A 25,032-nucleotide genomic window follows, 5' to 3' on the forward strand; every position below is an offset into this window, starting at 1 on the left:
TCACTATCCCCTTATCCGCGTCCACTTCCACCAGATCGCCGTCGCGCAGAACTTTGGTGGCGATCTTCGTGCCGATGACGCAGGGCTTTTTCAGCTCGCGAGAGACAATGGCGGCATGGCAAGTGATGCCGCCCTCATCGGTGATAATGGCGACGGCTTTCTTTAATACCGGCAAATAATCGGGCGTGGTCATTGAAGACACAATAACATCCCCCGTTTCAACTTTCCCAAAATCGAGGTTTGATAAAACTATTTTAACTTTTCCTTTAGCTTTGCCGGCACAAGCGATCGATCCTTTTATCTCCTCTGCGGCTTCTGCCTGATATTTTTTTAGTGACCATCCTTTTCTAGCAACCAGATCATCTATTCTTTCCGAGCTTAAGCCGGCACGGGAAACTAAAAAATAATTTTTTCTTTGTTTGATTATTTTTACATCCGCTTTCCGCCCCGAAAAAATCGCCTGAATTTCTTCTAAAGATAAATACTTTTTTAAAGAATCGTCCTTAAAACCAGCGCGCTTAACAGCTTCCGCTCCGATCATAATCGAAAAATCATTGACAAGCGGCGCCATTTTTTCAACTTCTCGGCGAGCTGAAATTGCGGCCGTTATCGACTGCTCGTATTTAGAGACATCAGCATGATTTTCCATCTGAAAAGGAAAGGAGAGATCAAGTGAGAAAGACGGGCCGATTTCGTCGAGCTTACCAGAAAAATCACTGACTAGTTGAAAAAGTTCTTGGCCGGACATACTTCTCAAACCTTCTTTTTTTACCTTTTCACACCAATCCAATAATGCAGAAACCTTCAATCTTAATTCGCCGACAATTCTAATGAGCCACTGGTCGTCAGCGGAAATCTTGGAAATAATAAAATCTCGTAGCGAAACGTAGCGTTCGACCGGCGGATGATAAACCGTTACCACATTATTTTCTCCTTCAATAATTGCATCGGTATAGCTCCAACCGAATTGTTTTTCGAATTCGGTCGTATACGAGCGGTGCCACAATTCGCTAAATAGCACCGACCAATCGCGTGAAATACTTTTTTCAAATTCAATCCTGTTTTTTTGACTCATTAATTTATTTTAAAATTTTTACGATCCCTTTGTCCGCGTCCACTTCCACCAGATCGCCGTCACGCAGAACTTTGGTGGCGATCTTCGTGCCGATGACGCAGGGCTTCTTCAGTTCTCGGGCGATGATCGCCGCATGGCAGGTTATGCCGCCCTCGTCAGTCACAAAAGCCGAGGCTTTCTGCATCGCGGAAATAAAAGACGGCAGAGTCATGGGTGAAACCAAGACCTCGCCTTTTTTGATCTTGCCCAATTCTCGGGGATGGCGGATGATTTTCACGACTCCTCTGACCACGCCTTTAAAGGCGGATAAGCCCTTGATGTTCTCGCTGGAATTTTCGGCAAAAGATACTATCGGCTGGTTAGAAATTATTTGGGAACCATGACTATAAAAATAACTGAATTTTTCAGGATAGCGGCGCGGCTCGCCGGCAAAAATCGATTCAAGATCATAGTGTGCCAATTCCTCAAAGGAAACTCCGATCGATTCCGCCAGCTCCATAAAGATCGGCCGCGCCAAGCCAAGGGCTTCATAGAACTTATCGGTCCGGTCAGTGCGCAAAAAAACCAATTCTTGAATTTCGGAAAATATTTTTTTGAACCGGGCCGGTATTTTTACTTTGGCCGCGACTGCTCGGGGAGAATTTCTCTTGATTTCGGCCAAATCCTTAAGGCTGTAAAAATCGGAAAATCCATCCCGGCTTTTCAGCCAGGCGTATTTTTTTCTTACCGCCGCCAAACTTTTTCCCGACTGGAGAGCTGAAAGCATTTTTCCATATTCATTTTTTTTCCGCGGCGCACTCGCTTCACCGATAAATTTTTCATCGCCCTTAAAATATTTTTCCACTTTTTCCGCTACCAATTCGCGGCAATATTCTTCTAAAGGAATAGAAAGCCAAATAAAAGGAAAATAGGCTCTAATCAGCTCTAAAGTTCTCCTCATTTTTTCCCTGGCCTTCATTTTTTTATTTTTTACCAGAGCCCTGATTGCTTTTTTATTGTTCCGGTGGGTTTTTTCTAATTGCCGAGTGATGTAAAAAACGCTTCTTTTTGCCAAAAATTTTTTCAAATAGACAAAATTCTGATCATTGGCTTTCCGGGAATAATATATGTTGGGGAATTGATAAAGCCCGACCTCATAACCGAAGCCTTTTAGGCCAACCCTGGTAAAATTTTTCTTCGTCGGCCCGGGCAAGAAAAACGAGGCCACAAAAGCGCCATACGGCCTTTCCAGCCAATGCACCCATTCAATTTTTCTAGCCTCTTTCAACGATTTCAATTGCATTTAAAATTATCTTATTTGATTATTTTCACTACCCCTCGATCGGCATCGACTTCCACCAAGTCGCCGTCATGCAAAACCTTGGTGGCGATCTTCGTGCCGATGACGCAGGGCTTCTTCAGTTCTCGGGCGATGATCGCGGCGTGGCAGGTGATTCCGCCTTCATCGGTAATAATTGCCCCGCATTTTTTAATCAAGGCCATTAATTCCGGGCTAGTGCTCGTCGCCACTAAAATATCTCCCTCATTAAAAACAATGGATTTTATTTCGTTGGTTAAAACTAAACGCACTGTCCCTTTTGCAAAGCCGCCATAAGCGGAATTACCTCTGACGATATCAGTCAACTTACTGGCTCCTTCTATTTTACTGATGATTTTGCCCGGATCTTTAACCCAGGAAATTCTTTCCGCACCGTTAAAATTTCGGTAAACGAAAAACTTACCCTTCTTTGATTCGGAAACTCTTTTCGACAAGTTTACTCTTTTTTTCTGTAATATCTCGTTCAGAGTAACAAAGTTGATTTCCTCTCTGTTTTTCAAACCGAGCGACTCGCGCTCTTTAAGCGCCAAAGGCACGATGATTTTATTTATCACCCTTTCATAATAAGAAACCATTCTTAACTTTCTGACCAAAGCAAAAATTCTCTTGTCCTTAGTCGAATTGGTTAGAGCGTCGCCGGATTTAAAAGGCAAAACCGTGCAAAGCAAAGATAGCTCAATCATAAAATCGACGGCCGATTTAAAATCCTTAAAATTATTCTTTTTAATTTCCCGGACCGCCTTGGTATTTAAAACCAATCCGCGCTTCAGCAACTTTTCCAGTTTATTTTTATTTTTCAGAACTAAATTATTTAGAGCCCGGTAAAACTTGGCTTGTTCATCTCGGCGCCGATAATATCTTACAACTCCTTTGGGGTGCTCGATCATTAAACAATTCTTAAAATTTGCTCCAACTGTATGAAGGTACAATTTAGAATAATACCATTCGCGCCACAAAGAAGCGCCGAAAAGAGTGAATGGCCGGGCAAGATACAATTCCCATTTCTTTATTTTTTGTCTCATAGACTATTTCAGCTGGTGAAGTTTTTTATAAAATTCCGCCAATTCTTCGACTTTCGCCAAGTCCAAATGAGCGTCTTTTATTTCTTGCCGGGCAGGATTGTCAAAATCAACAGATAATTCTTTCAAGGCGCCGCGAGTATCACTTTCAAGATGCACATTATAAGCCTCGGAAGGATCGAACTCTCCGCCGATTTGCTCCGAGTTATCAAAACCAAGATATTCTTCGTTTCCAGCGTCTTTATAAACCAACGCTTGCTGGAGCAGTAATTCCATAGTTCCGCCATGGGTGCCGGCCGGGATTAAAATTTTTGATCCGGAATTTATTTTTTTCATCATCTCCAGATAATGCATCAAGACAAAGGCGTGGGTGCCGGCCACTTCCTTTTTATACGTTTCAGCCTTCTCCCCTTTTAAAGAGAGTAAATAATTAACGACGCCAGTTTGCGCTTTTTTGGCCGCCGCCGATTTTTCCAAATCCGGCAAAGTGCTGAAATTTTCCGGCAAAAATGAATTATAAATTTCGACGTGGTGATAAGGGCGCTCGCTGATTATCGTTTCAAAATTTAAAGCCTCGCTCTTTCTGGTATTGAAAGCTTCTTCACCCGCGATTTCGTGCGAATAGAGATGCGCGGTCTCCAGAGACCGGGCCATTCCTTCTTTGTTTTTTGGGCCGGCATTTGAACCAATCGCTTTAATTGCAGAAAAGTCATCTTCAGCAACGCCGCTGGCTCTGGCTCGCTCCCTGGTTACTTCCCGGCCGTAATCAGTTAAGTTGCTTTCCTTGTCTCGTTCACCGTGACGGATAAATTTAACCGTGATACTGACATTGGCTCCTTTTTCCAGAATCGGTTCTTGGTCTAATTTTTTTTCGTTGAACATATTTGTCTAATTTATAAAGTAGTTATCGGCCGGGACTGAACAATATAAAATTTCTTTTTCTCACAGGCCCATTCGATATCGCAGGGAAAATTATAATGTTTTTCAATGCCCAGGCAAATTTTAGCCAGTTCAATTATTTCTTTATTGGTCAATTTTTGTTTCTCCTGCGCCGGCTTCAAAACTTTTACCCATTTGATTCTCTTTTTCAAGTCTTTGACTAATTTTCTTTCCTGTTGGGCGATATTCACATCCATCAAAAATAAATCTTTTTTGCCCAAGACATAGCTATCCGGCGTGATCGAGCCGGAAACGATCGCTTCGCCCAGGCCGAAACCGGCCTCGATGATCATTTGGTTTTTATCCTGCGTCACCGGATGAACGGTAAAGGCAATGCCGGAAATTTCCGAATCAACCATTTTTTGAATGACCACGGCCACGGAAACTTTTGAATCAACCAAACCTTTTTCCTGGCGATAAAAAATCGCCCGCGGCGTAAAAAGTGAAGCCCAGCATCTTTTCACGTTATCCAACAAAGTTTTCTCGGTCGTATTCAAATACGATTCCAATTCCCCTGCCCAGGATGCGACCGAAGAATCCTCGGCCGTAGCCGAAGAACGCACGGCCACGAATTTGGCATCCAACTTTTTAAAATCCGCCTTGATTTCTCTGACGATGTCGGCCGGCATTGTCGCGTCCATGATCAGATCACTAATTTCCGCGGAAGTCTTGGAAACGGAATTTACATCATCATATTTAACCTTTTTTAATTTGGCCGCGATATCCTGAAACAAATCCGTCTCTTCCAAGAAGCGGTCAAAGGCCGGCGCCAGAACCACAAATCCCGGCGGCACCGGAATTTTCGCGCCGGTCATCTCGCCCAGCGATGCACCCTTGCCTCCGGCGATATCGACATTCTTTTTATTCAACTCTTTAAAATTCTTACAAAATTTTTCTTTGGCCATAAAATTATTTGATTATTTTAACTAAACCATTTTTTAAATCCATCTCTATCAAATCGCCGTCATGCAAAATTTCGGTGGCGATTTTTGTTCCGATAATACAGGGTACTTTCAACTCCCGGGAAATTATCGCCGCATGCGTGGTGATGCCGCCCTCATTAGTGATAATTGCCCCCGCTTTCTTCATTAACGGCACGAATTCCGGCCTCGTCATTCCGGTCACTAAAATTTCGCCTTCTGCCAAGAAATCATTTTCCGGATCAAGAACGATTTTTACCCTTCCCTTCACGGCGTTTCCTGATTTTCCCGCCGAAGCGACAAATCCCTTAATTATGCCGGCAGGCAATAATTCTTCTCCCTGCTTTTTAAATGATCGCTTTATTTCGTCAGCCTCTTGGCCGAAAATATCTTTTGTTTTCAATAAACCTTTTTCAAAATATGAAAAGAAAAGGACTTTATTCCTTTTATCCAATTCCTTCGGGGAAATTTTCTTATTTCTTTCGAGAAGCCCGATTAGGTCAGTAAAAAAATAAAAAGACAAATCAGTTCGGGAAATTTTAAATCTTTTCGCCGTTTCTCCAAGCACCCGATCGATACAATAGATCAGCCGCAAAATATTTTCTTTCCGCTTATCCTGCCAAAAGGAAAAATCTCTGATTATCACAAAAAATAATTTCGACTCGGCGGACATTCCATATTTAGCATAAATATTCCGCAAGCTTTTTTTTGCCAAAATTTCCCGGTTCTTTAAGCTATATTCCTCTTTGTTTATCTGCTTAATGGTCTTTTTTTCGATTTCCGCGGCAAGGGAATTCAAAAAATAATCCTCGTTCAAATAGTTGGCTTTTTTGTAGCCATTTTGAATCCAAAAATAGCTATCAGCATGATTATCAAGCTCTTGCTTGAACTTTTTAAATTTTATCAAAACAGCCGGATTTTTTTTCAATACCGCATTTTTTAATTTTGCATCCTTAAGCGCCATTTTAGCCAAGCTTAAAAGATGTAGTTTTTCCCGTTCAATAAAACCGAGCTTTTCCGAAGCGGTTAAGGCATGGATAGCTTTCGGCAATTCGCTCGCTGGAATATTTTTTAAATTATCGGCATAGTCTTTCTCAGATAAAAAATCCAACGCCTCGGTAATAATCGCGTAGCCGAACATCTTTCGGCCAAATTTCTTAAATTCTGCAAGCAGGGCCGCCAAACGCATATTCGAGAAAACGGATAGGTCGGCTAATTTTGTTTCTTGAATTTTTTTTTCAATGTTTAAGGAAACTTCCTCAAACTTCCTTCCTTTTTCTTTGAAATAATTTTTATCATTTCTATATTTCTCCGCGACCCAAGAAAGCGTCTGTCTGGTTTCATCCTCTCTTGACCATTCAAATAAATAATTATCACCGAGATAATAAGCGCAAACCGAAAAGATCTCTTTTTGATAAACTTTTTTTGTTTCTAAATAACAGGTTTTGAAAAGATCGACAAAACAATTGGCAGCCGGAGTTTCCTCTTCTTTCCATTGATGTAATTCGATAATTTTTAATATTTCTTTAATATTCATTTTCAACTTAAAATTTTAATCATTCCCTTATCCGCATCGACTTCCACCGTCATCCCGTCACGTAAAACTTGCGTGGCGATCTTAGTGCCGACGACGCAGGGAATGCCGAGCTCGCGGGAAATAATCGCCGCGTGGCAAGTGATACCTCCCTCGTCGGTAATGATGGCGCGCGAAATTTTCATAATCGGCACGTAATCCGGCAAAGTCATGCCGGTGACCAAAATATCGCCCGGTTTTATTTTCTTAAATCCTTCTTGGGCGCCCTGGCAAACCTTGACCGTGCCGGTGACTTTACCCTTGGTGGCGCCGGTACCTTTGAATTCTTGAATGTCGCCGCCGGCGTTGGCCATTTCTTTTTTTCTTAATTTGATCGCTTTGTCTCCGGAAATTAACTTAATGCCGTTTTTGCCGGCAATCACTGCCACGGCTTTCAGGCGGCGGGCAATTTCTTTTTTATCAATCTGACCGCCGGCCAGTATTTTCTTTATTTCTTCATGCGTGAAAAATTCGCGCCCATTTTTTTCAATCTTGCATCTTCGCGCTGCCTCGTTCAACAGTAAATTATTGGCAAAAACCGTCCGCACCTGCATTTCCTTGCGCAAATCATGCAAATAAGCGAACTGATCGAATATTTCCAACCAATATTTAACTTTGTCCCCAAAATGATATTTTTTTAAAGCCTCTTGCCTTTGCCGACTGATTTTTTTCAAATGCTCAGCTCGATCGGCTAAAACTTTTTTCATATTTCTTTCCCGGCGCCGCTTAGCTATTTCCCGACGATAATAATGCATAATTCGGGGCCGAAGATTTTCCCAGCCCAAACAAACCCACCAGAATTCCTGATAAATTTTGGCGATCTCTCGATCAGAAACCTTTTTTTGCCGAGCCAGTTTAATGATTGCCTCTTCTTCGCGGCTGACAAATGTCTGATAGATCGGCGCGGATAAAGCCCGATAAAGATCAGAAAATCCCTGCTCGGCAACCGATATTTTATTTTCGCTAAGTTTGCTTTTTAAGATTTTGGTTAAAAAATTTTCCGAGACCGAATCAAAAGCGTCCAGATCGATCATGGAAAAACCAACTGCCAACCCTGCCTCCTTTTCCAGATAATCATAAAATTTAATCAAATCCGCGTTGCTGGCCTTGGCCAAATTCATCTTTCTTATTTTTTCCGTCGCCCCGACGGCTTTTTTCACCGCGGCGATATATTTACGATAATATTCATCACACTTCTTTTTCTTAGCCAAACCGGCCAACAATGAATTCCCCCATTCGGTTATTTCCTTTTTCGACCATGACCACCATAATTTTTCCCCTTCGTTAACATAAAAAATCAGCAAAGAATGCTTTTTGCCGGTCTTGGGGATCGCCCGCGCCATCGCCTTAAAAAAATCCACCCGATGCAACGGAATCGTCCCTCTGGTATAAATTTCCCATTTATCGTTCATATTATTATTTCAAAATTTTTATCAAGCCCTTGTCCGCGTCAACTTCAACTAAATCGCCTTCGCGCAAAACTTGGGTGGCAATCTTCGTGCCCACCAGGCAAGGTATGCCCAACTCTCGGGAAACGATCGCCGCGTGGCAGGTTACCCCACCCTCATTGGTGACAATAGCGGCGGCCTTTTTCATGGCCGAAATAAGATCGGGACTGGTCGCCTGCGATACCAAGATATTTCCCTTCTTCATTTTACCCAAATCTTCTATCGTATTAATTATCTTTACAATCCCTTTGGCCTTGCCCGCTTGGGCCGGCATGCCTTTTATCTCGCGGGAGTTTACGTTTATTTTGGAGCTGATAAATTTAATCTTATCGAATCCTTTTACTGCTTCCTTGCCAACTTTCATTTCCGTTCCCTGGCCGGAGGAAACTGTGATTAAAAAATCTTTCATTCTTTCTTCAACAATTTTCTTCAATTCTTTCGGATTGGTTTCCAAATATTTTTCAAACTCCTCAGCTAAAATATATTTTGATTGTATGGCCGTCAAACCGGCTCTCCGGCCAAGCTCTTCGTCGATAAATTTCAAATTATACATGGCTTTCAAAAATTCATACTCCCGAACCCATTTATAATAACCCAGCCAACTTATCAGCCCGAACAACTTTCTTTCTTTGGTATTCAGTTTTAATTTAGCGGCCGCCTGATTAAAATCATCAAGGGCGCGCTGATTGTAATTATTCAAGTAACCCAAGCGCAGACTATTATCGGTTCTCGCCTTCTCCAAAACAAGTTTGGCGAAATAGTCTGAATCCCAAGCTGGCTTATGGGCAAAGTCATAAGAGAGCCAGCCGTATTCGGATATTAAATATCGCAGCTTATCCCGAAAAACTCTCTTAAGCTCTTTTGCTGATTTTATTTTTTTATTTTTTGCCGCTTGAGCTAATTTCAAAACATCAATCTCCTGGTCGTGCGTCTTTAACTTTTTCAAAGGGCTGGTAAGCGCGACAAAGTAATCGGCAAAATTTTCCGGATTATTTTCGGTTTTCTTTCTCAGTATTTTTTCAGCCTTAAGATACAGAAGGTTATCGTCGCGATAACCGATCATCGTCGGCGCCGCGCCATAAGAATACATTCGGAATAGTTCTTTGATAAAATCTTTAAAAAATCCGATCAAAACCGCATTTTTCTCTTGGCGCAAATCTTTATTTAAGAATTTGCTCGAAAACTTATTAAGTTTGATCGCTCTTTGATATGCCTCCTTCAAAATACGCATAAAAAATGCCTGGTCTGTCAGTGCCCGAGCGGCAATCTTGTTTATTGTGTCTTTCATGCCGCGATCTTCCCAGAAGTAAACGCTGCGCGCGTTTTTCCAATATGTGCCGACATTATTGATCGAACTTTCGGGAAAAACTTTTTTAAAACCGAAAACAGTGGCCGCCATGCAGGTTTTCATCAGTATCAATGGGTAAGGACGGTTGTCGAAAAGTTTAAAATATTCCTGTTTCGATTTCATTATTTTATAATCTTAATTATTCCGCTTTTCAGATCCATTTCCACGTTATCGCCGGTTTTCAATTTCTGCGTGGCGTTTTTGGTGCCGATGATCGCGGGAATGCCGAGTTCGCGGGAAACGATGGCGGCGTGGCAGGCGATGCCGCCTTCGTTGGTGATCACCGCCTTCGCCTGGCGCATTAACGGGATAAATTCCACTCTCGTCATCGAGGTTACCAAAATATCGCCGGCTTTAATTTTATCTTTATCCAGATCAAGGACAATCGACACCCGGCCGGAAATTTTACTTTGGCCGGCGGAGGAAGCGACAAAACCTTTCAGTCCTTGGCTTTCCGCCCCCTGGCGCATAGCGGCAAGAAATAAATCCTTGCCGGCTTGACCGGAAAAAATACTTGGCGCTTCCAGCTCGTTGGTAAAAACCAGGAAAACACCCTCGGACGACCTTTTTTTAACTTGACTGACTGATATTTTTTTACCGCTCTTTAAAAATTCATCAAGCTCCGCGATTAAATAAGAAGAAATTTCCTCATAGCTTAAACCCAAATACTCCGCCAAATCCTCAAGAAAAGTAAAAGTATAATAGCACGCCTCCATCATCCATTTTTTGCGCCAATCGATCCAGGTAGCGATCAGCAGGGAAAAATCCAAATCCTTTTTATCTGCCTTGGTCAATTTCAACCCACCCAAAATTTTATTTTTTTCCCGCTGAATTTTCCGAAAATTATTTTCTATCTCAGCTAATTCTTTGGCTAAATTTTTCTTACCCTTATTAATTATTTCCTCTTTAACTTTAGCCAGGAATTCCGCGGCGCTGATGCGGTGAGCGCGATAATAATCGGTTTTGGTCCAAAAACTCTGCGCCAAATATTTTTTGACTAGCGTGGCAACTTTTTTATCTTGCAGTAATTCAACATTACTTTTTTTACTCCACCCTTTTTTAATCAGATAAAGGCTGGTTTTTAAAGACGTAATCCGGCCCAGATTCATAACCGACTGTTCGGCCGGATGAGACAGCGTCATGATTATCCGCCGGGCTTCATTGATTTCTATTTTATTGCGCCGGGCGAAACGCGGGACCACTTCGCGATTGATCACTTCTCCTTTATCTTCCCCGAGCACGCTATACGGCCACCATTGCCGGGATTTTTCCTTGAAACGCCGATAAAATTCCCCCCACTCGGCGCGCGACAAAGATTTCTTTTCTCGGATTTCAAATTTACGCCAAAGACTAGCCATCTCTTCGGTTATTCTTTTCTGTGCGACCATTAGCTCCCGGACTTTTTTCGGATTTTTTTGATAGTCGCGATAGATTTGCGAACCGATATCATTAATCAATCTCTTGGGGGTCATCTGATAATAACCGGACTTTTTTCCCGAAGCCTCATAAGTAAATATCGGGCTGAATTTAAAGCCGCTGACCAAATTGAATTTAGCGTAAGCGCTGAAAGCCAAATCCAAAATCAGCAAATTCGCGGTGGCATTTTGAATATCCAGCTCATTGCTTTTAAGATATTTAAAAATTTGTTTTTTAGTCATAATCTTAACGTAAAATTTTCACCACGCCGTGGTTGGCGCGGACTTCAAGAAGCATGCCGGTTTTTAAAACTTTGGTCGCCACTTTTGTGCCAATGATCGCCGGGATTCCCAGCTCGCGGGAAATTATCGCCGCGTGACTTGTAATTCCGCCCTCGTCGGTGACAATCGCCGCCGCCTTTTTTAAAGCCGTCATAAATTCCGGGCGAGTCATTGAAGCCACCACCACATCACCAACTTCGACTTTAGCCAATGAGGCCAGATCGCGGCAAATAATCGCCCGACCGACCGCCGTGCCGATATTAGCAATCGAACCATGAATTTCTTTTTTGTTTTCCTCGCTGGCGGTGATCCGTTCATTTTTAAAGGCGATTAATTTTTTCGCCGTTTTTTCAGTATAAGAATATTCCTGGCTGTTATTGGTCAAAAAAACCACGCCGCTCTTTCTAATCTCTAATTGATTTTTCAACGACCTGATGTCTTTGAATGATTTAATCCGGCGCATATCCTTAACTCCCAAATAAAGTAAAAAAACATACGGGATTTTCATTCGACGGGCGATTTCTTTGAGCAAGCGGGCAAGATAACCGACCGTCCTTAAAGTTTCCGCCTTTCTTTCATCCTGCCAAATAGCCGCAAAATTAATGATCTTAGCCATCGCTTCGGTCGCGCGGCTTAATTTTATTTTCTCCGGCGGATTCTTTACCGCATTTTTCTTTTCCGCCGCCGCTATTTTTTTCAATTTTTCCGCGAAAAAATCAGCCTTAAGTTCTTGCACTCCCGCATAACTATTCAAAATCCAAAAATATTTTTTAGCATGCTCTGGCAATTTTTCTTTTCTTACCCGGCTGGAAAATTTAAGCAATTTTTTCAGTTCCAATTCTTCTCGGGCGATAAAAGACAGTTTAGTCGGCGCAGTTAAAATTCCGAAATAATGATTAAATTCGTCTTTATTCTTTATTTCCGCGAATAAACTCTTCTTGAATTCATTCTCGATTTCAATGCCGACGGCGTCCACCAAATGGGAAATACCAACCGAATCCATCTGCGCCTGATTTAATTTTTTCAAAATGGCCATCAATTCTCCCTGGAAAATTTTTTTCAGATCAAGCCGGTCGATTTTTTTAAACAAAGCTCGGTGCGGCTGAAAAATCTGACTATATCTTCTCTTTTGCTGTTTCAAATAATCCGGATTCCGCTTCAATTTATTTTTAACTATTCCCCAAATCCGCCGGAAATCATCAGCTAAATACCACATTTCGCCGTAGCCATTGGCATAATTATGGATAAACATGGAATAGCCGAAACCCAGCTCCCTTTTCATCGCGAAACCGCTGTAGGCCGGCAGATTGAGAAAACTGGGCACGGCGTTGAATCCCTGCACGTACCAATCTTTTTTCAGTGCTCGTTTTAGTAAATTAATTTTCCCCATACCAAAATTAATTTAATCTCTTTATTATTCCCTTATCCGCGTCGACTTCGACCAGATCGCCGGTTTTGATTAGCTTGGTCGCGTTACGGGTATTGACCAGACAGGGCACGCCGAGTTCGCGGGAGACGATGGCCGCGTGACAGGTCATGCCGCCGTAATCGGTGATCACGGCGGCGGCTTTTCTCATCACAATGATATACTCCGGCGAAGTCATGCTGGCTACCAAAATTTCTCCGGGCTTGAATTTATTTTGCTCCTTAAACGGATCAGTGATGATCCGCGCAATGCCACGGACGATTCCGCCTTTACCGCGGCTTACTAATAATCCTCTGATTTCTCTGGAAAAAACAATTTTCTCTTCGGCATATTCTTGCCAAAACTTCTGGAACGTCGCTTTATCGGTAAAATCATAAATTTTCCCATTTTCCGAATACCAGCCGTAATATTTTCTTCTTTTTAAAATTTCCTTTTTATCAATTTTCCCCCTGACTACTTTTACCAGTTCTTCAAAATAACACCATTGCAACTCGCCGAATTTCCAGGAAGTATTTTTTTCAACGGCCCGCAAAGCCAAATCCCAAAGATGATTCTGCCGCCAAATATAGCCTTTGCGGAAATCCTGCCACCAAATCGATTCGCTTAACTCGGCGGCAATGAGGATGATTTTTTTATCCAGCTTGAGTTTCTTGATTAAATCCGCCTTGCGTTTCCGATTATGCTCAATTTTTTTCTTAATCTCCCTGATGATATTTTCAGCCTTTTCGCGCCTTAATAATCCTTTCAGCTTAATGCTAAAATATTCCGGGCTTAGGATGCGGTTGCCGCCATAGCTATTCAAAATCCAATGCCAATTTTTTGAATGGTCTTTCAAAGCCGCAGCCAATTCTTTTTTATTTTTTATCGGAGCCAATTTGAGCAGCGCTAATTCTTCATCCTGAAAAAAAGAATATTTGACCGGCGCGGAAAGGATTTCCAAATATTCGTCCGCGCGGGTCGGATCGATCTTGGCCAATTCTTTCTTCAATAGATATTCTCCGCCCCAGTTGGCGATTTCCGGCACGTGGACTATCAGCCAGAAACGATTGTTCAAATCCGCCAACCGATTCAGCGAACGCAGCAAATCCTCTTTGGACAAATCGCTTTTGAATTTATTTTCCAATTCCGGCGCCAGCGCTTCATATTCTTTTATCCAACGCTCAAATTTCTTCCATTGCGCGCGGTAATTATTTTGATTAAGAAAATAGCGGCGGAAATATTTCAATCCGGTTTCCCGGAGCGTACTGGATTGATTGATCCAGATCATGCTTTTGCCTTCCTTAAACAGACAGATATTAGGCGGCCAAGGCCAGGGATAATGTTTGGCGACATCGCGCAAAATACCGATGACAAAACCGGTAGGATAAATCAGTTTAATGCTGATCGGCCCCCATTTGAACAATTCTTTTCGGGAATCGATATTAATCTTCATAATAAATCAAGCTGGGCACTATTAAGCGCCCAGCTTGTAAAAAACTACTTCTTCTCGACCAACCTTCCCTGCCGATAAATCTTCTGAATCCCCGCTTCCAGATCGGTGACCTTGTCGCCCATTATGCCGGAATCCCTGCCCATTGCCGCCATTTCTTGCGCCGAAGCATCTCCCGTGAGCAGCTTATTCAGCGTTTCCCGGTTGATTACCACGACGTTGGCAGCCGCGCCTTCCGCAATTCTTCCCTGACCGCCATTTCTATTCTCCCAATCAGCTCCGGCCAAAGAATAAGCGGCCAAAGCCTGGGTGAAAGGAATGCGCTGTGCTTCGTTAGGATTATGCGTCGCGGCATACATCCCGAACAGCGCCGAAGTCGGCATGCCGTCCGAACCGAACATCATCGGTATGCCTTTGTTCACGATATCAGCATGCGGGCAAATTTGGGTAACTCTCTTGCCCAACCGATCTTCGTAAACATAATCAGTTAAGAAATTGGACTGCGAACTTACCCAGACGCCGAGTTTCGCGGCTTCGTCCAGTTTGCTACCGGAGAGTTCGAAATGCTCAATGCGGAAACGGCTCGGATCAAGTTTGGCTTTTTCCGCCATCGCTTGCCATTTTTTGGCGGTATCCAACGCGCGCTGGATACCGGCATCACCGATCGCGTGCATGGCCGCTCCATTAATTCCGTATTCTTTGGCCAACGCAATCGCCTTGTTCAACTCGTCAGTGGAATGATACTCAATCCCTTTCCCGCCAATATCACCATAGGGTTCATCGACCATGGCCGTGTGCGAACCAAAACTTCCGTCCGCCAACAGCTTCAAGCCGAACATCTTCCAATCCTTCTGCGGGTCAAAGAGCCCGGCCTTTTCCAGTTCCCCTTGGCGCTTCAACAGCTCCATGGTTAATACCGGCGGCATAAAGACCTGACGAACGGGAAATTCTGTTTTCTCCATTTCTTTCCAGTTGCGCCGAGTCATGAGCATCGCCGTCAAATCCATGAACGACAACGGATACATTTCATGGACATCGGTAATGCCTTGGCCGATCCACTCGTTCAGTTTGTTTTTCATGCCTTCCGCAATCCTTTCCGCGCCAAACGGAGCTTCCGCAACCTGAATGGCGAGAATCGCGTAGGCTTCGGTCGCCTGACCGGTACGTTCATCGAAACTTCCGGAAGTGACCGGCCGACCGGCTTCGGTTTCAGCCGTAATCGCATTTTTGAGCAAACCGATCATGCGTGAATTAAGGCGGGCGCCGTGAAAACTGTTATCGACCAGACAAATCGGCCGATACGGTGAAATTTCGTCCAACTGCTCGCGCCAAACATCCGGAACGCTGGCAGTGTTGTGGCATAAAAAAACCTTGGGAGTTTCACCTTTCTCTTCTTTCAATTGCTTGCCAAGACTTTGGCGCATCTCATCCAAAGAATCTGCCGCAGCAAAGCCCGCTCCGATGACATCGAAAGTCCCATACATCAGATGATTATGGGTGTCGGTGAATCCCGGCAAAGCCACGCCGCCTTGTTCCACGCCGACGGTTAAATCGGGCCGGCTGATTTTTTCCGCCTCGAGCCATTCCCGCACATCGCGAGGATTGCCGATTTTGACGATCTTTCCGCTGGCGGGGTCGGTCACGAATTCAATCTCGGTTTTGGATTGAAGTTCTTTATCCTCGGGCGAATCCGGAGCAAACACTTGTTCCGGCTTGAAATGTGTAATGTTGTTCATATGAATTCCCTTCTGGGATTAAGGTTATATCGACAATATTGTAAATGTACCAACGACTAAAATTAGCACATTTGTAGGCACTTGTCAACTATTTAACTTTAATACCCAATAAATAAGTAATGATGGCCATCTCGCAATAAACCATGATCTTAAGCAATTTTTTACCCGACATTCTCGGATCATCGTCAACTTCTTTCAAGGCCACCAGGCGTCCGTCGGTAGTGGCTCGCGGTTCGCCCACGTCGATGATCGCGTCTTTTTTTACCTTGGCCAAATCAGCTTTTGAGAAAGGCATGAAAGCCTTGTTGAATTTATCGACCAAAGCCGGATCTTCGCCGGCTTGCGGCAAGCCTTCAATGACGAATAAGTAATCGACTTTGCCGATGAAATTCGCCAGCTTGTCTTCCTGATAAGTCGAGCCGTTCTTCTTGATCATCTCGCGGATATATTCAGGCAGTTTGAATTCGGGAATAACCGGATCCTCGTAAAATTCCACGCCAAATAAACTTAATACCTTAGCGGCCGCTTTCATCGGGCGGGAAGATTTGCTCATCCCGTAAATACCGATTTTCAAACCCTCTAACCGGCCCAACTCATGGAGAGCCGCATAAGGGAAGCCGGCGCCCGCGATCGAATGCTCTTCCGAGCCGGACATCGCATTGATCAAGGGCACGGGAAAACCTTTAGCCGCCAACTCGGTTAGATCCAAACTCTTGTGCCGGATTCCCATGATATCGCAAAGCGGCGCAACACCGCGCAATGTATCGTCCAAATCTTCTTCGCCGGTTTCCAGATAAGTTCCCTTGATCCCGGCAATACCGAACCAGCCGCCGCCCAAGCGGACCATCGCCGCCTGCAAGCTAGCCGCGGTCCTGGTGCTTTCCTGGAAAAACATCGTGGCCATCACCATTCCCGGACAAAGGTTGGTGAAATTTTTTCCCTTAGCGATTCCCTTTTCAAAAATTTCCGTCCGGCGAAAAATCTCCAAATACTCTTCCTTGGTGAAATCTTCAGTGCGCGTAAAATGTTTCATAAATTTATAAATTATTAATAAAATTCTTAATTGATCGGTCGTAAGTTTTTTCTTCCGCAGTGGAAAAATAGCAGGCCGGCAACTCCTTGTTCGCGCGGTGATAAGCGACGCACTCGCAGCATTTCCCCTTGAGCTCGCAACCTTGATAGGTGCAAGGACAATTTTGTAAATTCTTTTTTATTCGGCATTCCATAAATTTATTTCAGCCGAATCTAAGCGATGAGTTTGGCGAAAAAATCATCTACCGCTTGCACGATTTTATCATCAAATTCTTTTTCTTCTTCCTTTTTTATTTTGTCGCCCAGAAATTCATGATAGCTATAAACTGAATCGTTAACACATAACATCACATCTTCTTGGGAAATAATCTGATCTCTGATCAGCGGCTTGATTTTTTTCAAGGCATACGCCCAAGCTCCCCTTTCCCGGCGCAAGACAAACTCCATATCTTCCTCATTTCTAGCGTTATCTGCCAAGACTTTCATCCTCCAATTTCTTTTATTTTTGGTCTGCTCATAGTCGACGCAGTGGCCGATCTCGTGCAAAAGACCCAACAGGCCATCCACTGTTGTAATATCCCCTCTAACAATGCATAGCTGATCCTTGACGCCTGCCTTTCCCCCGGTATACCAGGCATAGGGCTCAAAAAAAACTTCGTAATCTCTGGGCAATTCCGACAGCAAATTAATCATCGTTTCCGACTGTTTGGACTTAATCGAATAATTATTAAGTTTCCGCCAATTGAGGCTGTTTGCACGTGGCTCAAAATCCTTACCGTCCGTCCCGACCGGGCAACCGGAATCTTCATAACCGAGATCAAGGACAATCTTCTCATTTTCCACATGGATCTGATCATGATCTTTGTAATCAATTTCTACGATCCTTTTATTTTTTATTTCTCGCGACTGTTCTTCTTCGCTTTTTTTGACGGTGGAAACAATGCGATTCAAATAATCACTCTCAAATTGATGAAAAATATTTTTTTCCATTAAAAATGGATTATTTAATAAGTCTGCGTATTTTTCTAAAAATTTTGTAGGCGGAATATTTTTGCTTATCGAAAATAACATCAAAGGTTCCGGGATAATTCATTTCCTGGCCGGCAAAGCCGCGTTTGAAACGCGTCACGCCCGGCCATTTCTTTTCATCAATGCCGGAGAAATCATAAAATTTACACCCGGCGGCTTTGGCAAGCTTGATCATTTCCCATTGCAGGAGATGCGGCGCCATCAATTCCCGGTTTTCATTGGCCGAGGCGCCATGGAGATAGACGGCCGTATCGCCGAAAAAACTAAAAATTCCTGCACAGATAATTTTTCCCTCAAATTCTCCCCCTTCGCCAAGGCTACGGGGGACAAAGCCAAAAAATAATTTTATCAATCCGCCATTGAGAGAAAGCATCTTTTGATAATACTCCTTGCTATGCAAACGGAAGCCGTCTCGGTTGACCGTAGCTGACATTAAATTCCAAAATTTATCAAATTCTTCGGCCATAACACACCCCGGCGCCGCGGCGGCGCCACCCCTCTCGAGAGGGGACTTTTCCGCTTCCCGGATTTTAACGCCTTTTTTTTCGGCTAAACGGATATTATAACGAGTCTTCTGATGCATATTTTTAAGCAAATCGTCTTCAGATAAATTCAAATCCAAGATGATAGTTTTACTGACCTGGATATCAATGGTTTTGAAAATTGGAAATTGGAAATTGGAAATTGGAAATTGTTCTAGCGGTTCGAAACGCAAAAAAATAACTTTTTCCTTCTGGGCAATTCTTTCTATCTCTGCAAAGAAAAAATTAATCATCTCTGCTCCCTGCTCTCTGCTCTCCGCTCTGATCACCGGGCCGCGCGGACAATAAAAATAATTCATTCCTAAAGGCATTGTTTTTTTTACCAAAGTTGCCGCCGCGATCAGCTCGCCATTTTCCTCCACACCGAGGCGGATAATTTTTCCTTCAACTTTCTCCTGGAATTCTCCCCATTCCCACGATTGCAAAAATTCGGCATGCGGTTGCGCTCCGAGAAAATCATTGAGTCTTTGTTTATCTTTTATTTCAACTATGATCATCTTGAATATTGTCAGGAATAAACCCTCCCCGTCGCCGAGGCGGCGCCACCCCTCCCCGGGAGGGGAATTTTTTATTTTATGTTCTTCAGTGCTTCACGGATGCGCTTGCCTGAATCAGTAATTGATTTATCAACTTTAGATAACGCCTCGCGGGCTTGCTGAATCGAATAACCAAGAGAAACCAGAGCGTCGATCTCATCGCCGCGCAGACCAACGGAAGAAATTGCACCTTCGGCCGGAACTAAAACCCCGACTTTGTCGCGCAGATCCAAAATTACCCGCTCGGCGGTTTTTTTGCCAATGCCGGAAACTTTGGTTAATAAATGAATATCCCCCTCGGCAATCGCGGTCTTGATTTCTTCCACGCCGGCAATCGCCATTATTCCCAAGCCGGATTTCGGACCGATGCCGGAAACCGATAACAGCATTTCAAACATCGCCAGCTTTTCATAGGTCGTAAAACCATAAAGATCTTCAGCGTCCTCTCTGATATATTGATGGGTGAATAATTCCAGCTGGTCGCCGATTTTTGTTTCCGCCGCCAAATTTTCATTGACAAAAATCTTATAGCCGACGCTTTCATGCACGGCCAGAATAATAAAATTACTTCCCTTCTTGATAATTTTTCCCTTTAAGTAACTAATCATATTCTTAATGTAAGACTAATCTACGAATACATACTAATAAAACGAATGAGTGTTTAGGAGGCATTCGTTATATTAGTATGTATTCGTATGACATTAGTATTACAATTTTATCTTTTAATCCTGATAAACCCAGCGATGGGGATAATTTTGATTCCCTTCTTTTCCAGTTCATCGCAAAAAAGATTTAAGCCCAAAGAGTCGGACGACATGTGGCCGGCAATAACAACATTGATATGATTTTTTTCCGCTTCTTCGCGGTGCTTTTCCGAAAGATGCATGCCGATGACCGTGCCAATCCCCGCTTGCGCCATTTTTTCAAAAATTTCCTTGGCGCCCTCGGTGCCGCCGGTGAATTCGCTGACCGCGATCTTGCCGCAATGATTTTCGGGAGTGCCGGCAAAAAGCGTCGGACCGGCATTTAATTTCGCCGCTTCTTTATATTCGGGAATTTCTTTGATCAAATCCAGAAGGTCGCCGACGAATTCCGGCTTTTTCTTCTCGATCAAATCGACGATAAAGCGCGCCCCCAGATTATCGCAAGGCGTATGGATGCACATATAATCCAAATTCAGCGCTGAAGCAAAATCTACCCAGCGATTATAATTGCCGGAAATTACGCTGCGGCCGACTTCGGAAATGCGCGGCTTGATCAATTTTTCGGCGATATTGATCGGTACGCCATAATCAGCCAAAACCTCGGATTGCAGATCCATCACCGAATGCAGATCGGCCAACGCCTTGCCTTCCGGGTGATGGGCAAAAAGCAGATCAATATCCCCTCTTTCTTTGGCTAAAAGCATTTCCGAGCCTTCCAAATCCACGCCGACCATGATTTTTTTAATCTGCTTGGAATTTCCAAAAACCAAAATCCGGCTGTCCGAATATGGGTTGCTTAACTTTTCCGCATCAAATTCCGCCTTTTTGTCCTTATCTAATTTTCCGTATTTCTTCTTGGCGCGCTCTAAATACGCCGCAACTTTCTTCTCCCCTCTTAAATCGCTCTTAATGCCGAGCTTAATCCCTAAATCGAAAATTTCTTTAATCGTCATAAAATTAATTACAAATTATTAATTATAAATTTTTTCTGGGATAAGTCCCCTCTTGGGAGGGGTGCCGATCCGCCCCGGGAGGAGAGGCGGGGTGGGTCTATTCCTGACCTTATTAAAAATATTTACCAATAATGTCGGGAATATACCCTCCCCGTCTCGCGCGGCGCGAGCCACCCCTCCCGTGGAGGGGACTTTTTTTATTTCATTCCTCTCAACGCGGCGATACGGTCGGCGACCGGCGGGTGGGTTAAGAATAATTTGGTGAAAAAACCGACATGGCCGTCCTGGCCCTTTAAAGGTGAAATGATATATAGATGCGCGGTGGCGCGGTTGGCAACTTCGAGAGGTTCAGTGTCGGCGGAAATTTTTTCCAAGGCGCGGATCAGGCCTTCGGGATAGCGGGTCAACAAGGCGCCATCGGCATCGGCTTTGAATTCTCGCTTGCGGGAAATGGCCATTTGCATCAAGGAGGCGAAGATCGGCGCGAGAATCGCCAAAACAATGGCGACGATCAACATTATCAACTGTAATTGTCCGCCTTCATCATTGCTGCGGCGACGGCGTCCACCAAAAAAACTCCAGCGCATAAACCAATCGGCCAACAAGACAACCACGCCGACCAAAACCGTGACGACCGTGGAAAGCAAAATGTCGCGGTTGCCGATGTGCGAAAGCTCATGGGCGATCACGCCTTCCAACTCGATCCTTTCCAATTTCTGCAAAAGGCCGGTGGTGACGGCGATGACCGCGTGCTGGGGATCGCGGCCGGTGGCAAAAGCGTTCGGCGCCGAATCATTAATCACGTAAATTTTCGGCACCGGCAGTCCGGCCGTAATACAAAGATTTTCCACCAAATGATAAAGTTCGCGATTTAGATCATGATCAATTTCATGCGCGCTCGACATAGCCAAAACAATTTTGTCCGACCACCAATAACTGATGAATGAAGAAATTATGCTAAAGCCGACGGCGATATACAAAATCTCCGGCGCGTTCATCGCCCGCGAAAAAACCCAGCCGATGCCGATGACCGCGATGAAAAATATGGTCATCAGCAGCCAAGTCTTGCGCGCGTTGGAATCGGAATCGGTGTATAGTGTCATAAAAAAAATAATTTAAATTTCTACTTGCGAAAAACAAACTCGCGCTCCGCACTCCACGCATAATCAGGCTTAGCCCAATGGTGGTACAGCCATCGCTCGTCACTATTAAACCGCTGCACACTGAAAACGCTTGGATCACCGTTGGGGTCGGTAATTCTTTTCATGCCGACATATAACGATTCTCCTTTGGGCTGTTGGCGTTGAAAAATTTGTTCATAGTTTAATCTTAATTGCGGGCCGACTTCGGGCGGACATAATTTCAAGCCTAATTCTTCGACTTTCTCATATATTTCTTTGGTAGTCGCTCCGCTGGAAAATCCTAAATCTTCAACTTTAAGCCGAACTAAATTTATTTTCTCCGGCTTTTTAACAACATCAAAGTCGGGATTAGCTAACATGCCCCCAGCAAAAGGGGAGATAATTTTTTTTCCTTCGGAATAATTCGATTCGGCAATAATATCTTTCTTGCTCTTACCACCGATAGTCATTTTTACTTGCTCAATTTTTCCTTCCGGAAAAGAAGTATAGACATGCTCTAAATTTTTAGAAAATATGCCGGGGAATAACGGGCCAATATAGGCCTTGGTATTTTCGTTTACATCCTCTTGCCGATAAGCGATCTGATTCGGCTGACATTCCAAAGCAATCGGCGCATCTTCTTTTTTGTTTCTTGTTTGGATTATTTCCGCGATGCGCGGATCTCGTTGGAAGCCAAAACCTTCGATGGAAACGTTAATTTCGTAAAGAAATATCAAATCATCTTTGGTCAGCGGTTCTTGTTGTTTTGTTTTATTATCAATCTCGGTCAGCTTCTTCATGCCAACTGCTTTCTTTTCATAAACAGCCCCGTCTGGAAATTCTTTCATTTTTTCTTTAACCACATCACTAATATACGGGTCAAGATTTTGTTCTTGGGCAACACCCCGAACTTCGGCAATGTTATTACCACTCAAGCGGATGGCCACGCGAGGAATTTTCGCTTGGCCGTTTTCATCCAAAGAATAATAGACATAAAAATCGCCACCAGCCAATTGTGTTTTTGCGGTTGATTCGCCGGCCGTGCACCAGCCGGTGCCATGGCCCTGCAACGATTCAACCAAAGGCATATGATCGGAATTTCTGTCATACTTTATCCATTTTCCTTCGGTATTAGCTAACTTTTCTTTAGAAGCCGGGGTTACTTTATCAATCGCCCAGGCATAGAGCTTGGCGAAATTTTCGCCTTGGAGGATTTTAGCGAATTTTTCCTGATCAGCTTTTCTCTCCTGTTTTTCTTCGGCGGTTAAATCAGCTTCGGTATGATCTCTTTTTTCTTCTTCTAATAATTTTTGTTCCTTGGTTTGCGGCTGATATTTCTTTTCAATCGCGTCTAAAACATAGGCCAAGGCCTCGCGGTTTATATCCGGAAACGGCTTAACCGTACTTTTAGAGCGTTTGGTGAATTGCTTGGTTTCCTTATCATATTCGCCCAAAGACAAAATGCTGCGAAAGGCATAATATTTCAGCCAATCCGGATAGGTGGCATCATTAGAGGACAAATAATCAACCCAATTATCCAGCGAGCTTTTTTGATCAGTGATAAGTATTTCGGCTAACTGGTCTTTTTGCTCATCGAATATTTCAACATTGCCATGGCCTTGTTCGCGAGCTAAGCGTTTTTGAGTCTCAAAATAGCCGTCCGGCACTTCTTCCAGCTTGATGACGAATTCTTCGTGCAAAACATTTTTCAGCAAATTGAGATTCCGTTCCCGCCGGTCAAAATCCGGATGATTTTCCAGCTTCGGTGGATGGATGATATTTTCCAGGCGATCAAGATAATTCTGAATGCGGTCAGCCGGTTTTTGTGATACTTTTTCACCGGTATTTTGTTCGGTGCGCAAAGCCGCCGCCACAACTTCTTCGCTGTTGTGCAGATTGTATTTTTGTTTTAGAAAATTTGGATTTTCCATATTTTGATACTTATTATCTTTACAGCTTTGCCCAAGAATTGAGCAAAGCGAAAAGAGAATAACTTATATTGAACTCCACCCCGCCTTACCGGGCTCGGCACCCCTCCCGCGGAGGGGAATTTTTAACACACTCCGTCCGGCGCGGCGCCGTCCACCCCTCTCTAGAGGGGAATTAAATTATCAGCTTTACTGCTTTGCCCAAAGATTGAGCAAAGCGAAAAGACAATAATTAAAAGTCTAAGAAGTTAACTCATTGATCTCCTCTTTAATCTTTCGGTCGTTTTCCTCGACTCTTCTACTGATCAAGGCGGTCTTTTCTTTTGGACTAAGAGCATTATAATGCCTTCCGCGTTCTTCGAGAACTTCTTGGCGGGCCATATGCACTTTATCGACTGCGGCGACAAATTTTTCCAGCGTGTCTTTAACTTCAGCGGGGTCTTCGGAGATAGCTACTCCAGCGAGTTTGTCTAGCGAATTTAAATTTCCCATATAGTTTGATTCGATACTTGAATAAATAAGCTTAAAACTTAACTTGCACCGGGGCTTTTTCGTCTTCGGCGGCCTGGAAGAATTCATAGGCCTTGAAGTTCAGCATGCCGTTGATGATGTTGGTCGGGAAAACTTGGATCGAGGTGTTGAAGTCGCGGACATTGCCGTTGTAAAAGCGGCGGGAAGCCTGAACTTTGTCTTCGGTGTCGGTCAATTCTCTTTGCAGTTCTAAAAAGTTTTGGTTGGCTTTCAAGTCCGGATAAGCTTCCGATAAGGCAAAAATTGATTTTAAGGCGCCGGTGAGCATATTTTCCGCTTCGCCTTTGGCGGCCGAGGCGCCATCAGTCACGCTCATCGCGCGGTTGCGGGCATTAACCACATTTTCAAAAGCAGTTTTTTCATGCGCCGCATAGCCCTTAACGGTCTCGATCAAATTCGGAATCAGGTCGTAGCGTCTTTTTAATTGGACGGTAATATCGCTCCAAGCTTCGTCGACGCGATTCTTGCCGCGGATCAAACCATTGTACATGGCGATCACCCAAAGCGCGATCAAAACGATGACGCCCAGAATGATCAATAAAGTTGTGTTCATAGATTTGATAGAATTTTAAATTTTGTAATTTTTAATTTTTAAAGAATTTTTAAAGTCTAATTTTTAAAAATTAAAAATTTAGATTTCTTTAAAAATTATAAAATTAAAAATTTAAAAATTATCTATTATATGTTAATTATTTTTTATCTTCTTTTTCTTTTTTCGCATCTTCAAC

Annotated in this window: 20 protein-coding genes and 2 pseudogenes; all 22 read right to left on the reverse strand. The window is 43.6% G+C overall.

Annotated elements, in window-relative coordinates:
- Window position 1 precedes the first annotated feature (1 nt).
- The 22 genes and pseudogenes from PHE24_02890 to PHE24_02995 all read right to left on the reverse strand — a co-directional run bounded on the left by PHE24_02890 (window position 2) and on the right by PHE24_02995 (window position 24,857).
- Window positions 2-226: pseudogene (locus PHE24_02890) on the reverse strand (PEP-utilizing enzyme).
- 853 nt (window positions 227-1,079) lie between these two features.
- Window positions 1,080-2,357 carry a PEP-utilizing enzyme gene (locus tag PHE24_02895; GenBank protein ID MDD4902059.1) on the reverse strand — a complete coding sequence of 426 codons (1,278 nt, stop codon included), beginning with the start codon at window positions 2,355-2,357 and terminating at the stop codon, window positions 1,080-1,082.
- A gap of 11 nt (window positions 2,358-2,368) precedes the next feature.
- A complete protein-coding gene (locus tag PHE24_02900; GenBank protein MDD4902060.1) occupies window positions 2,369-3,415 on the reverse strand; it encodes a PEP-utilizing enzyme in 1,047 nt (348 codons plus the stop codon).
- 3 nt (window positions 3,416-3,418) lie between these two features.
- Complete coding sequence (locus tag PHE24_02905) at window positions 3,419-4,294, reverse strand: hypothetical protein (GenBank protein MDD4902061.1); 876 nt, start codon at window positions 4,292-4,294, stop codon at window positions 3,419-3,421.
- An 11-nt stretch (window positions 4,295-4,305) separates the two neighbouring features.
- Window positions 4,306-5,256: a PEP/pyruvate-binding domain-containing protein gene (locus tag PHE24_02910; GenBank protein MDD4902062.1), complete on the reverse strand. Its 951-nt coding sequence runs from the start codon at window positions 5,254-5,256 to the stop codon at window positions 4,306-4,308.
- Between the two features lie 4 nt (window positions 5,257-5,260).
- On the reverse strand, window positions 5,261-6,808 hold the full coding sequence (locus PHE24_02915) for a PEP-utilizing enzyme (GenBank protein MDD4902063.1): 1,548 nt from the start codon (window positions 6,806-6,808) through the stop codon (window positions 5,261-5,263).
- Between the two features lie 17 nt (window positions 6,809-6,825).
- Window positions 6,826-7,125, reverse strand: a pseudogene (locus tag PHE24_02920) (PEP-utilizing enzyme).
- Between the two features lie 1,135 nt (window positions 7,126-8,260).
- Window positions 8,261-9,763 (reverse strand): PEP-utilizing enzyme, encoded by a 1,503-nt coding sequence (locus PHE24_02925; protein ID MDD4902064.1) that lies wholly within the window; start codon window positions 9,761-9,763, stop codon window positions 8,261-8,263.
- Entirely contained in the window at window positions 9,763-11,298 is a 1,536-nt protein-coding gene (locus PHE24_02930) for a PEP-utilizing enzyme (protein ID MDD4902065.1), read from the reverse strand. Before PHE24_02930 ends, PHE24_02925 begins: the two co-directional genes overlap by 1 nt.
- Window positions 11,299-11,302: 4 nt before the next feature.
- Window positions 11,303-12,727: a PEP-utilizing enzyme gene (locus tag PHE24_02935; GenBank protein MDD4902066.1), complete on the reverse strand. Its 1,425-nt coding sequence runs from the start codon at window positions 12,725-12,727 to the stop codon at window positions 11,303-11,305.
- A gap of 7 nt (window positions 12,728-12,734) precedes the next feature.
- Complete coding sequence (locus tag PHE24_02940; GenBank protein ID MDD4902067.1) at window positions 12,735-14,195, reverse strand: PEP-utilizing enzyme; 1,461 nt, start codon at window positions 14,193-14,195, stop codon at window positions 12,735-12,737.
- 44 nt (window positions 14,196-14,239) lie between these two features.
- Entirely contained in the window at window positions 14,240-15,928 is a 1,689-nt protein-coding gene (locus tag PHE24_02945; protein ID MDD4902068.1) for an amidohydrolase family protein, read from the reverse strand.
- 88 nt (window positions 15,929-16,016) lie between these two features.
- Window positions 16,017-16,961, reverse strand: a complete 945-nt coding sequence (locus tag PHE24_02950) for a hypothetical protein (protein ID MDD4902069.1) — start codon at window positions 16,959-16,961, stop codon at window positions 16,017-16,019.
- A 4-nt stretch (window positions 16,962-16,965) separates the two neighbouring features.
- Window positions 16,966-17,154, reverse strand: coding sequence for a DUF6485 family protein (locus tag PHE24_02955; GenBank protein MDD4902070.1), 189 nt, complete (start codon window positions 17,152-17,154; stop codon window positions 16,966-16,968).
- 19 nt (window positions 17,155-17,173) lie between these two features.
- Window positions 17,174-17,950: a hypothetical protein gene (locus PHE24_02960; protein MDD4902071.1), complete on the reverse strand. Its 777-nt coding sequence runs from the start codon at window positions 17,948-17,950 to the stop codon at window positions 17,174-17,176.
- Window positions 17,951-17,960: 10 nt separating this feature from the next.
- Entirely contained in the window at window positions 17,961-19,028 is a 1,068-nt protein-coding gene (locus PHE24_02965; protein ID MDD4902072.1) for a peptidoglycan bridge formation glycyltransferase FemA/FemB family protein, read from the reverse strand.
- A 71-nt stretch (window positions 19,029-19,099) separates the two neighbouring features.
- The gene (ruvA, locus tag PHE24_02970) at window positions 19,100-19,675 is read right to left on the reverse strand and encodes a Holliday junction branch migration protein RuvA (GenBank protein MDD4902073.1); all 576 of its coding nucleotides are present in this window, start codon (window positions 19,673-19,675) and stop codon (window positions 19,100-19,102) included.
- 107 nt (window positions 19,676-19,782) lie between these two features.
- Window positions 19,783-20,724 (reverse strand): NGG1p interacting factor NIF3, encoded by a 942-nt coding sequence (locus PHE24_02975; GenBank protein MDD4902074.1) that lies wholly within the window; start codon window positions 20,722-20,724, stop codon window positions 19,783-19,785.
- Between the two features lie 197 nt (window positions 20,725-20,921).
- Window positions 20,922-21,827, reverse strand: coding sequence for a M48 family metallopeptidase (locus tag PHE24_02980; protein ID MDD4902075.1), 906 nt, complete (start codon window positions 21,825-21,827; stop codon window positions 20,922-20,924).
- Between the two features lie 20 nt (window positions 21,828-21,847).
- Complete coding sequence (locus tag PHE24_02985; GenBank protein MDD4902076.1) at window positions 21,848-23,776, reverse strand: hypothetical protein; 1,929 nt, start codon at window positions 23,774-23,776, stop codon at window positions 21,848-21,850.
- 237 nt (window positions 23,777-24,013) lie between these two features.
- A complete protein-coding gene (locus tag PHE24_02990) occupies window positions 24,014-24,265 on the reverse strand; it encodes a hypothetical protein (protein MDD4902077.1) in 252 nt (83 codons plus the stop codon).
- A gap of 31 nt (window positions 24,266-24,296) precedes the next feature.
- On the reverse strand, window positions 24,297-24,857 hold the full coding sequence (locus PHE24_02995; GenBank protein MDD4902078.1) for a LemA family protein: 561 nt from the start codon (window positions 24,855-24,857) through the stop codon (window positions 24,297-24,299).
- Between the last annotated feature and the right edge of the window lie 175 nt (window positions 24,858-25,032).

The sequence above is a fragment of the Patescibacteria group bacterium genome (assembly GCA_028707065.1).
Taxonomy (GTDB): domain Bacteria; phylum Patescibacteriota; class Patescibacteriia; order Patescibacteriales; family WJLG01; genus JAQTUZ01.

Excerpts from the sequence above, each read along its gene's own strand:
- PHE24_02895 (MDD4902059.1), bottom strand. The coding sequence starts at position 2,357 with ATGCAATTGAAATCGTTGAAAGAGGCTAGAAAAATTGAATGGGTGCAT.
- PHE24_02900 (MDD4902060.1), bottom strand. The coding sequence starts at position 3,415 with ATGAGACAAAAAATAAAGAAATGGGAATTGTATCTTGCCCGGCCATTC.
- PHE24_02905 (MDD4902061.1), bottom strand. The coding sequence starts at position 4,294 with ATGTTCAACGAAAAAAAATTAGACCAAGAACCGATTCTGGAAAAAGGA.
- PHE24_02910 (MDD4902062.1), bottom strand. The coding sequence starts at position 5,256 with ATGGCCAAAGAAAAATTTTGTAAGAATTTTAAAGAGTTGAATAAAAAG.
- PHE24_02915 (MDD4902063.1), bottom strand. The coding sequence starts at position 6,808 with ATGAATATTAAAGAAATATTAAAAATTATCGAATTACATCAATGGAAA.
- PHE24_02925 (MDD4902064.1), bottom strand. The coding sequence starts at position 9,763 with ATGAAATCGAAACAGGAATATTTTAAACTTTTCGACAACCGTCCTTAC.
- PHE24_02930 (MDD4902065.1), bottom strand. The coding sequence starts at position 11,298 with ATGACTAAAAAACAAATTTTTAAATATCTTAAAAGCAATGAGCTGGAT.
- PHE24_02935 (MDD4902066.1), bottom strand. The coding sequence starts at position 12,727 with ATGGGGAAAATTAATTTACTAAAACGAGCACTGAAAAAAGATTGGTAC.
- PHE24_02940 (MDD4902067.1), bottom strand. The coding sequence starts at position 14,195 with ATGAAGATTAATATCGATTCCCGAAAAGAATTGTTCAAATGGGGGCCG.
- PHE24_02945 (MDD4902068.1), bottom strand. The coding sequence starts at position 15,928 with ATGAACAACATTACACATTTCAAGCCGGAACAAGTGTTTGCTCCGGAT.
- PHE24_02950 (MDD4902069.1), bottom strand. The coding sequence starts at position 16,961 with ATGAAACATTTTACGCGCACTGAAGATTTCACCAAGGAAGAGTATTTG.
- PHE24_02955 (MDD4902070.1), bottom strand. The coding sequence starts at position 17,154 with ATGGAATGCCGAATAAAAAAGAATTTACAAAATTGTCCTTGCACCTAT.
- PHE24_02960 (MDD4902071.1), bottom strand. The coding sequence starts at position 17,950 with ATGGAAAAAAATATTTTTCATCAATTTGAGAGTGATTATTTGAATCGC.
- PHE24_02965 (MDD4902072.1), bottom strand. The coding sequence starts at position 19,028 with ATGATCATAGTTGAAATAAAAGATAAACAAAGACTCAATGATTTTCTC.
- ruvA (MDD4902073.1), bottom strand. The coding sequence starts at position 19,675 with ATGATTAGTTACTTAAAGGGAAAAATTATCAAGAAGGGAAGTAATTTT.
- PHE24_02975 (MDD4902074.1), bottom strand. The coding sequence starts at position 20,724 with ATGACGATTAAAGAAATTTTCGATTTAGGGATTAAGCTCGGCATTAAG.
- PHE24_02980 (MDD4902075.1), bottom strand. The coding sequence starts at position 21,827 with ATGACACTATACACCGATTCCGATTCCAACGCGCGCAAGACTTGGCTG.
- PHE24_02985 (MDD4902076.1), bottom strand. The coding sequence starts at position 23,776 with ATGGAAAATCCAAATTTTCTAAAACAAAAATACAATCTGCACAACAGC.
- PHE24_02990 (MDD4902077.1), bottom strand. The coding sequence starts at position 24,265 with ATGGGAAATTTAAATTCGCTAGACAAACTCGCTGGAGTAGCTATCTCC.
- PHE24_02995 (MDD4902078.1), bottom strand. The coding sequence starts at position 24,857 with ATGAACACAACTTTATTGATCATTCTGGGCGTCATCGTTTTGATCGCG.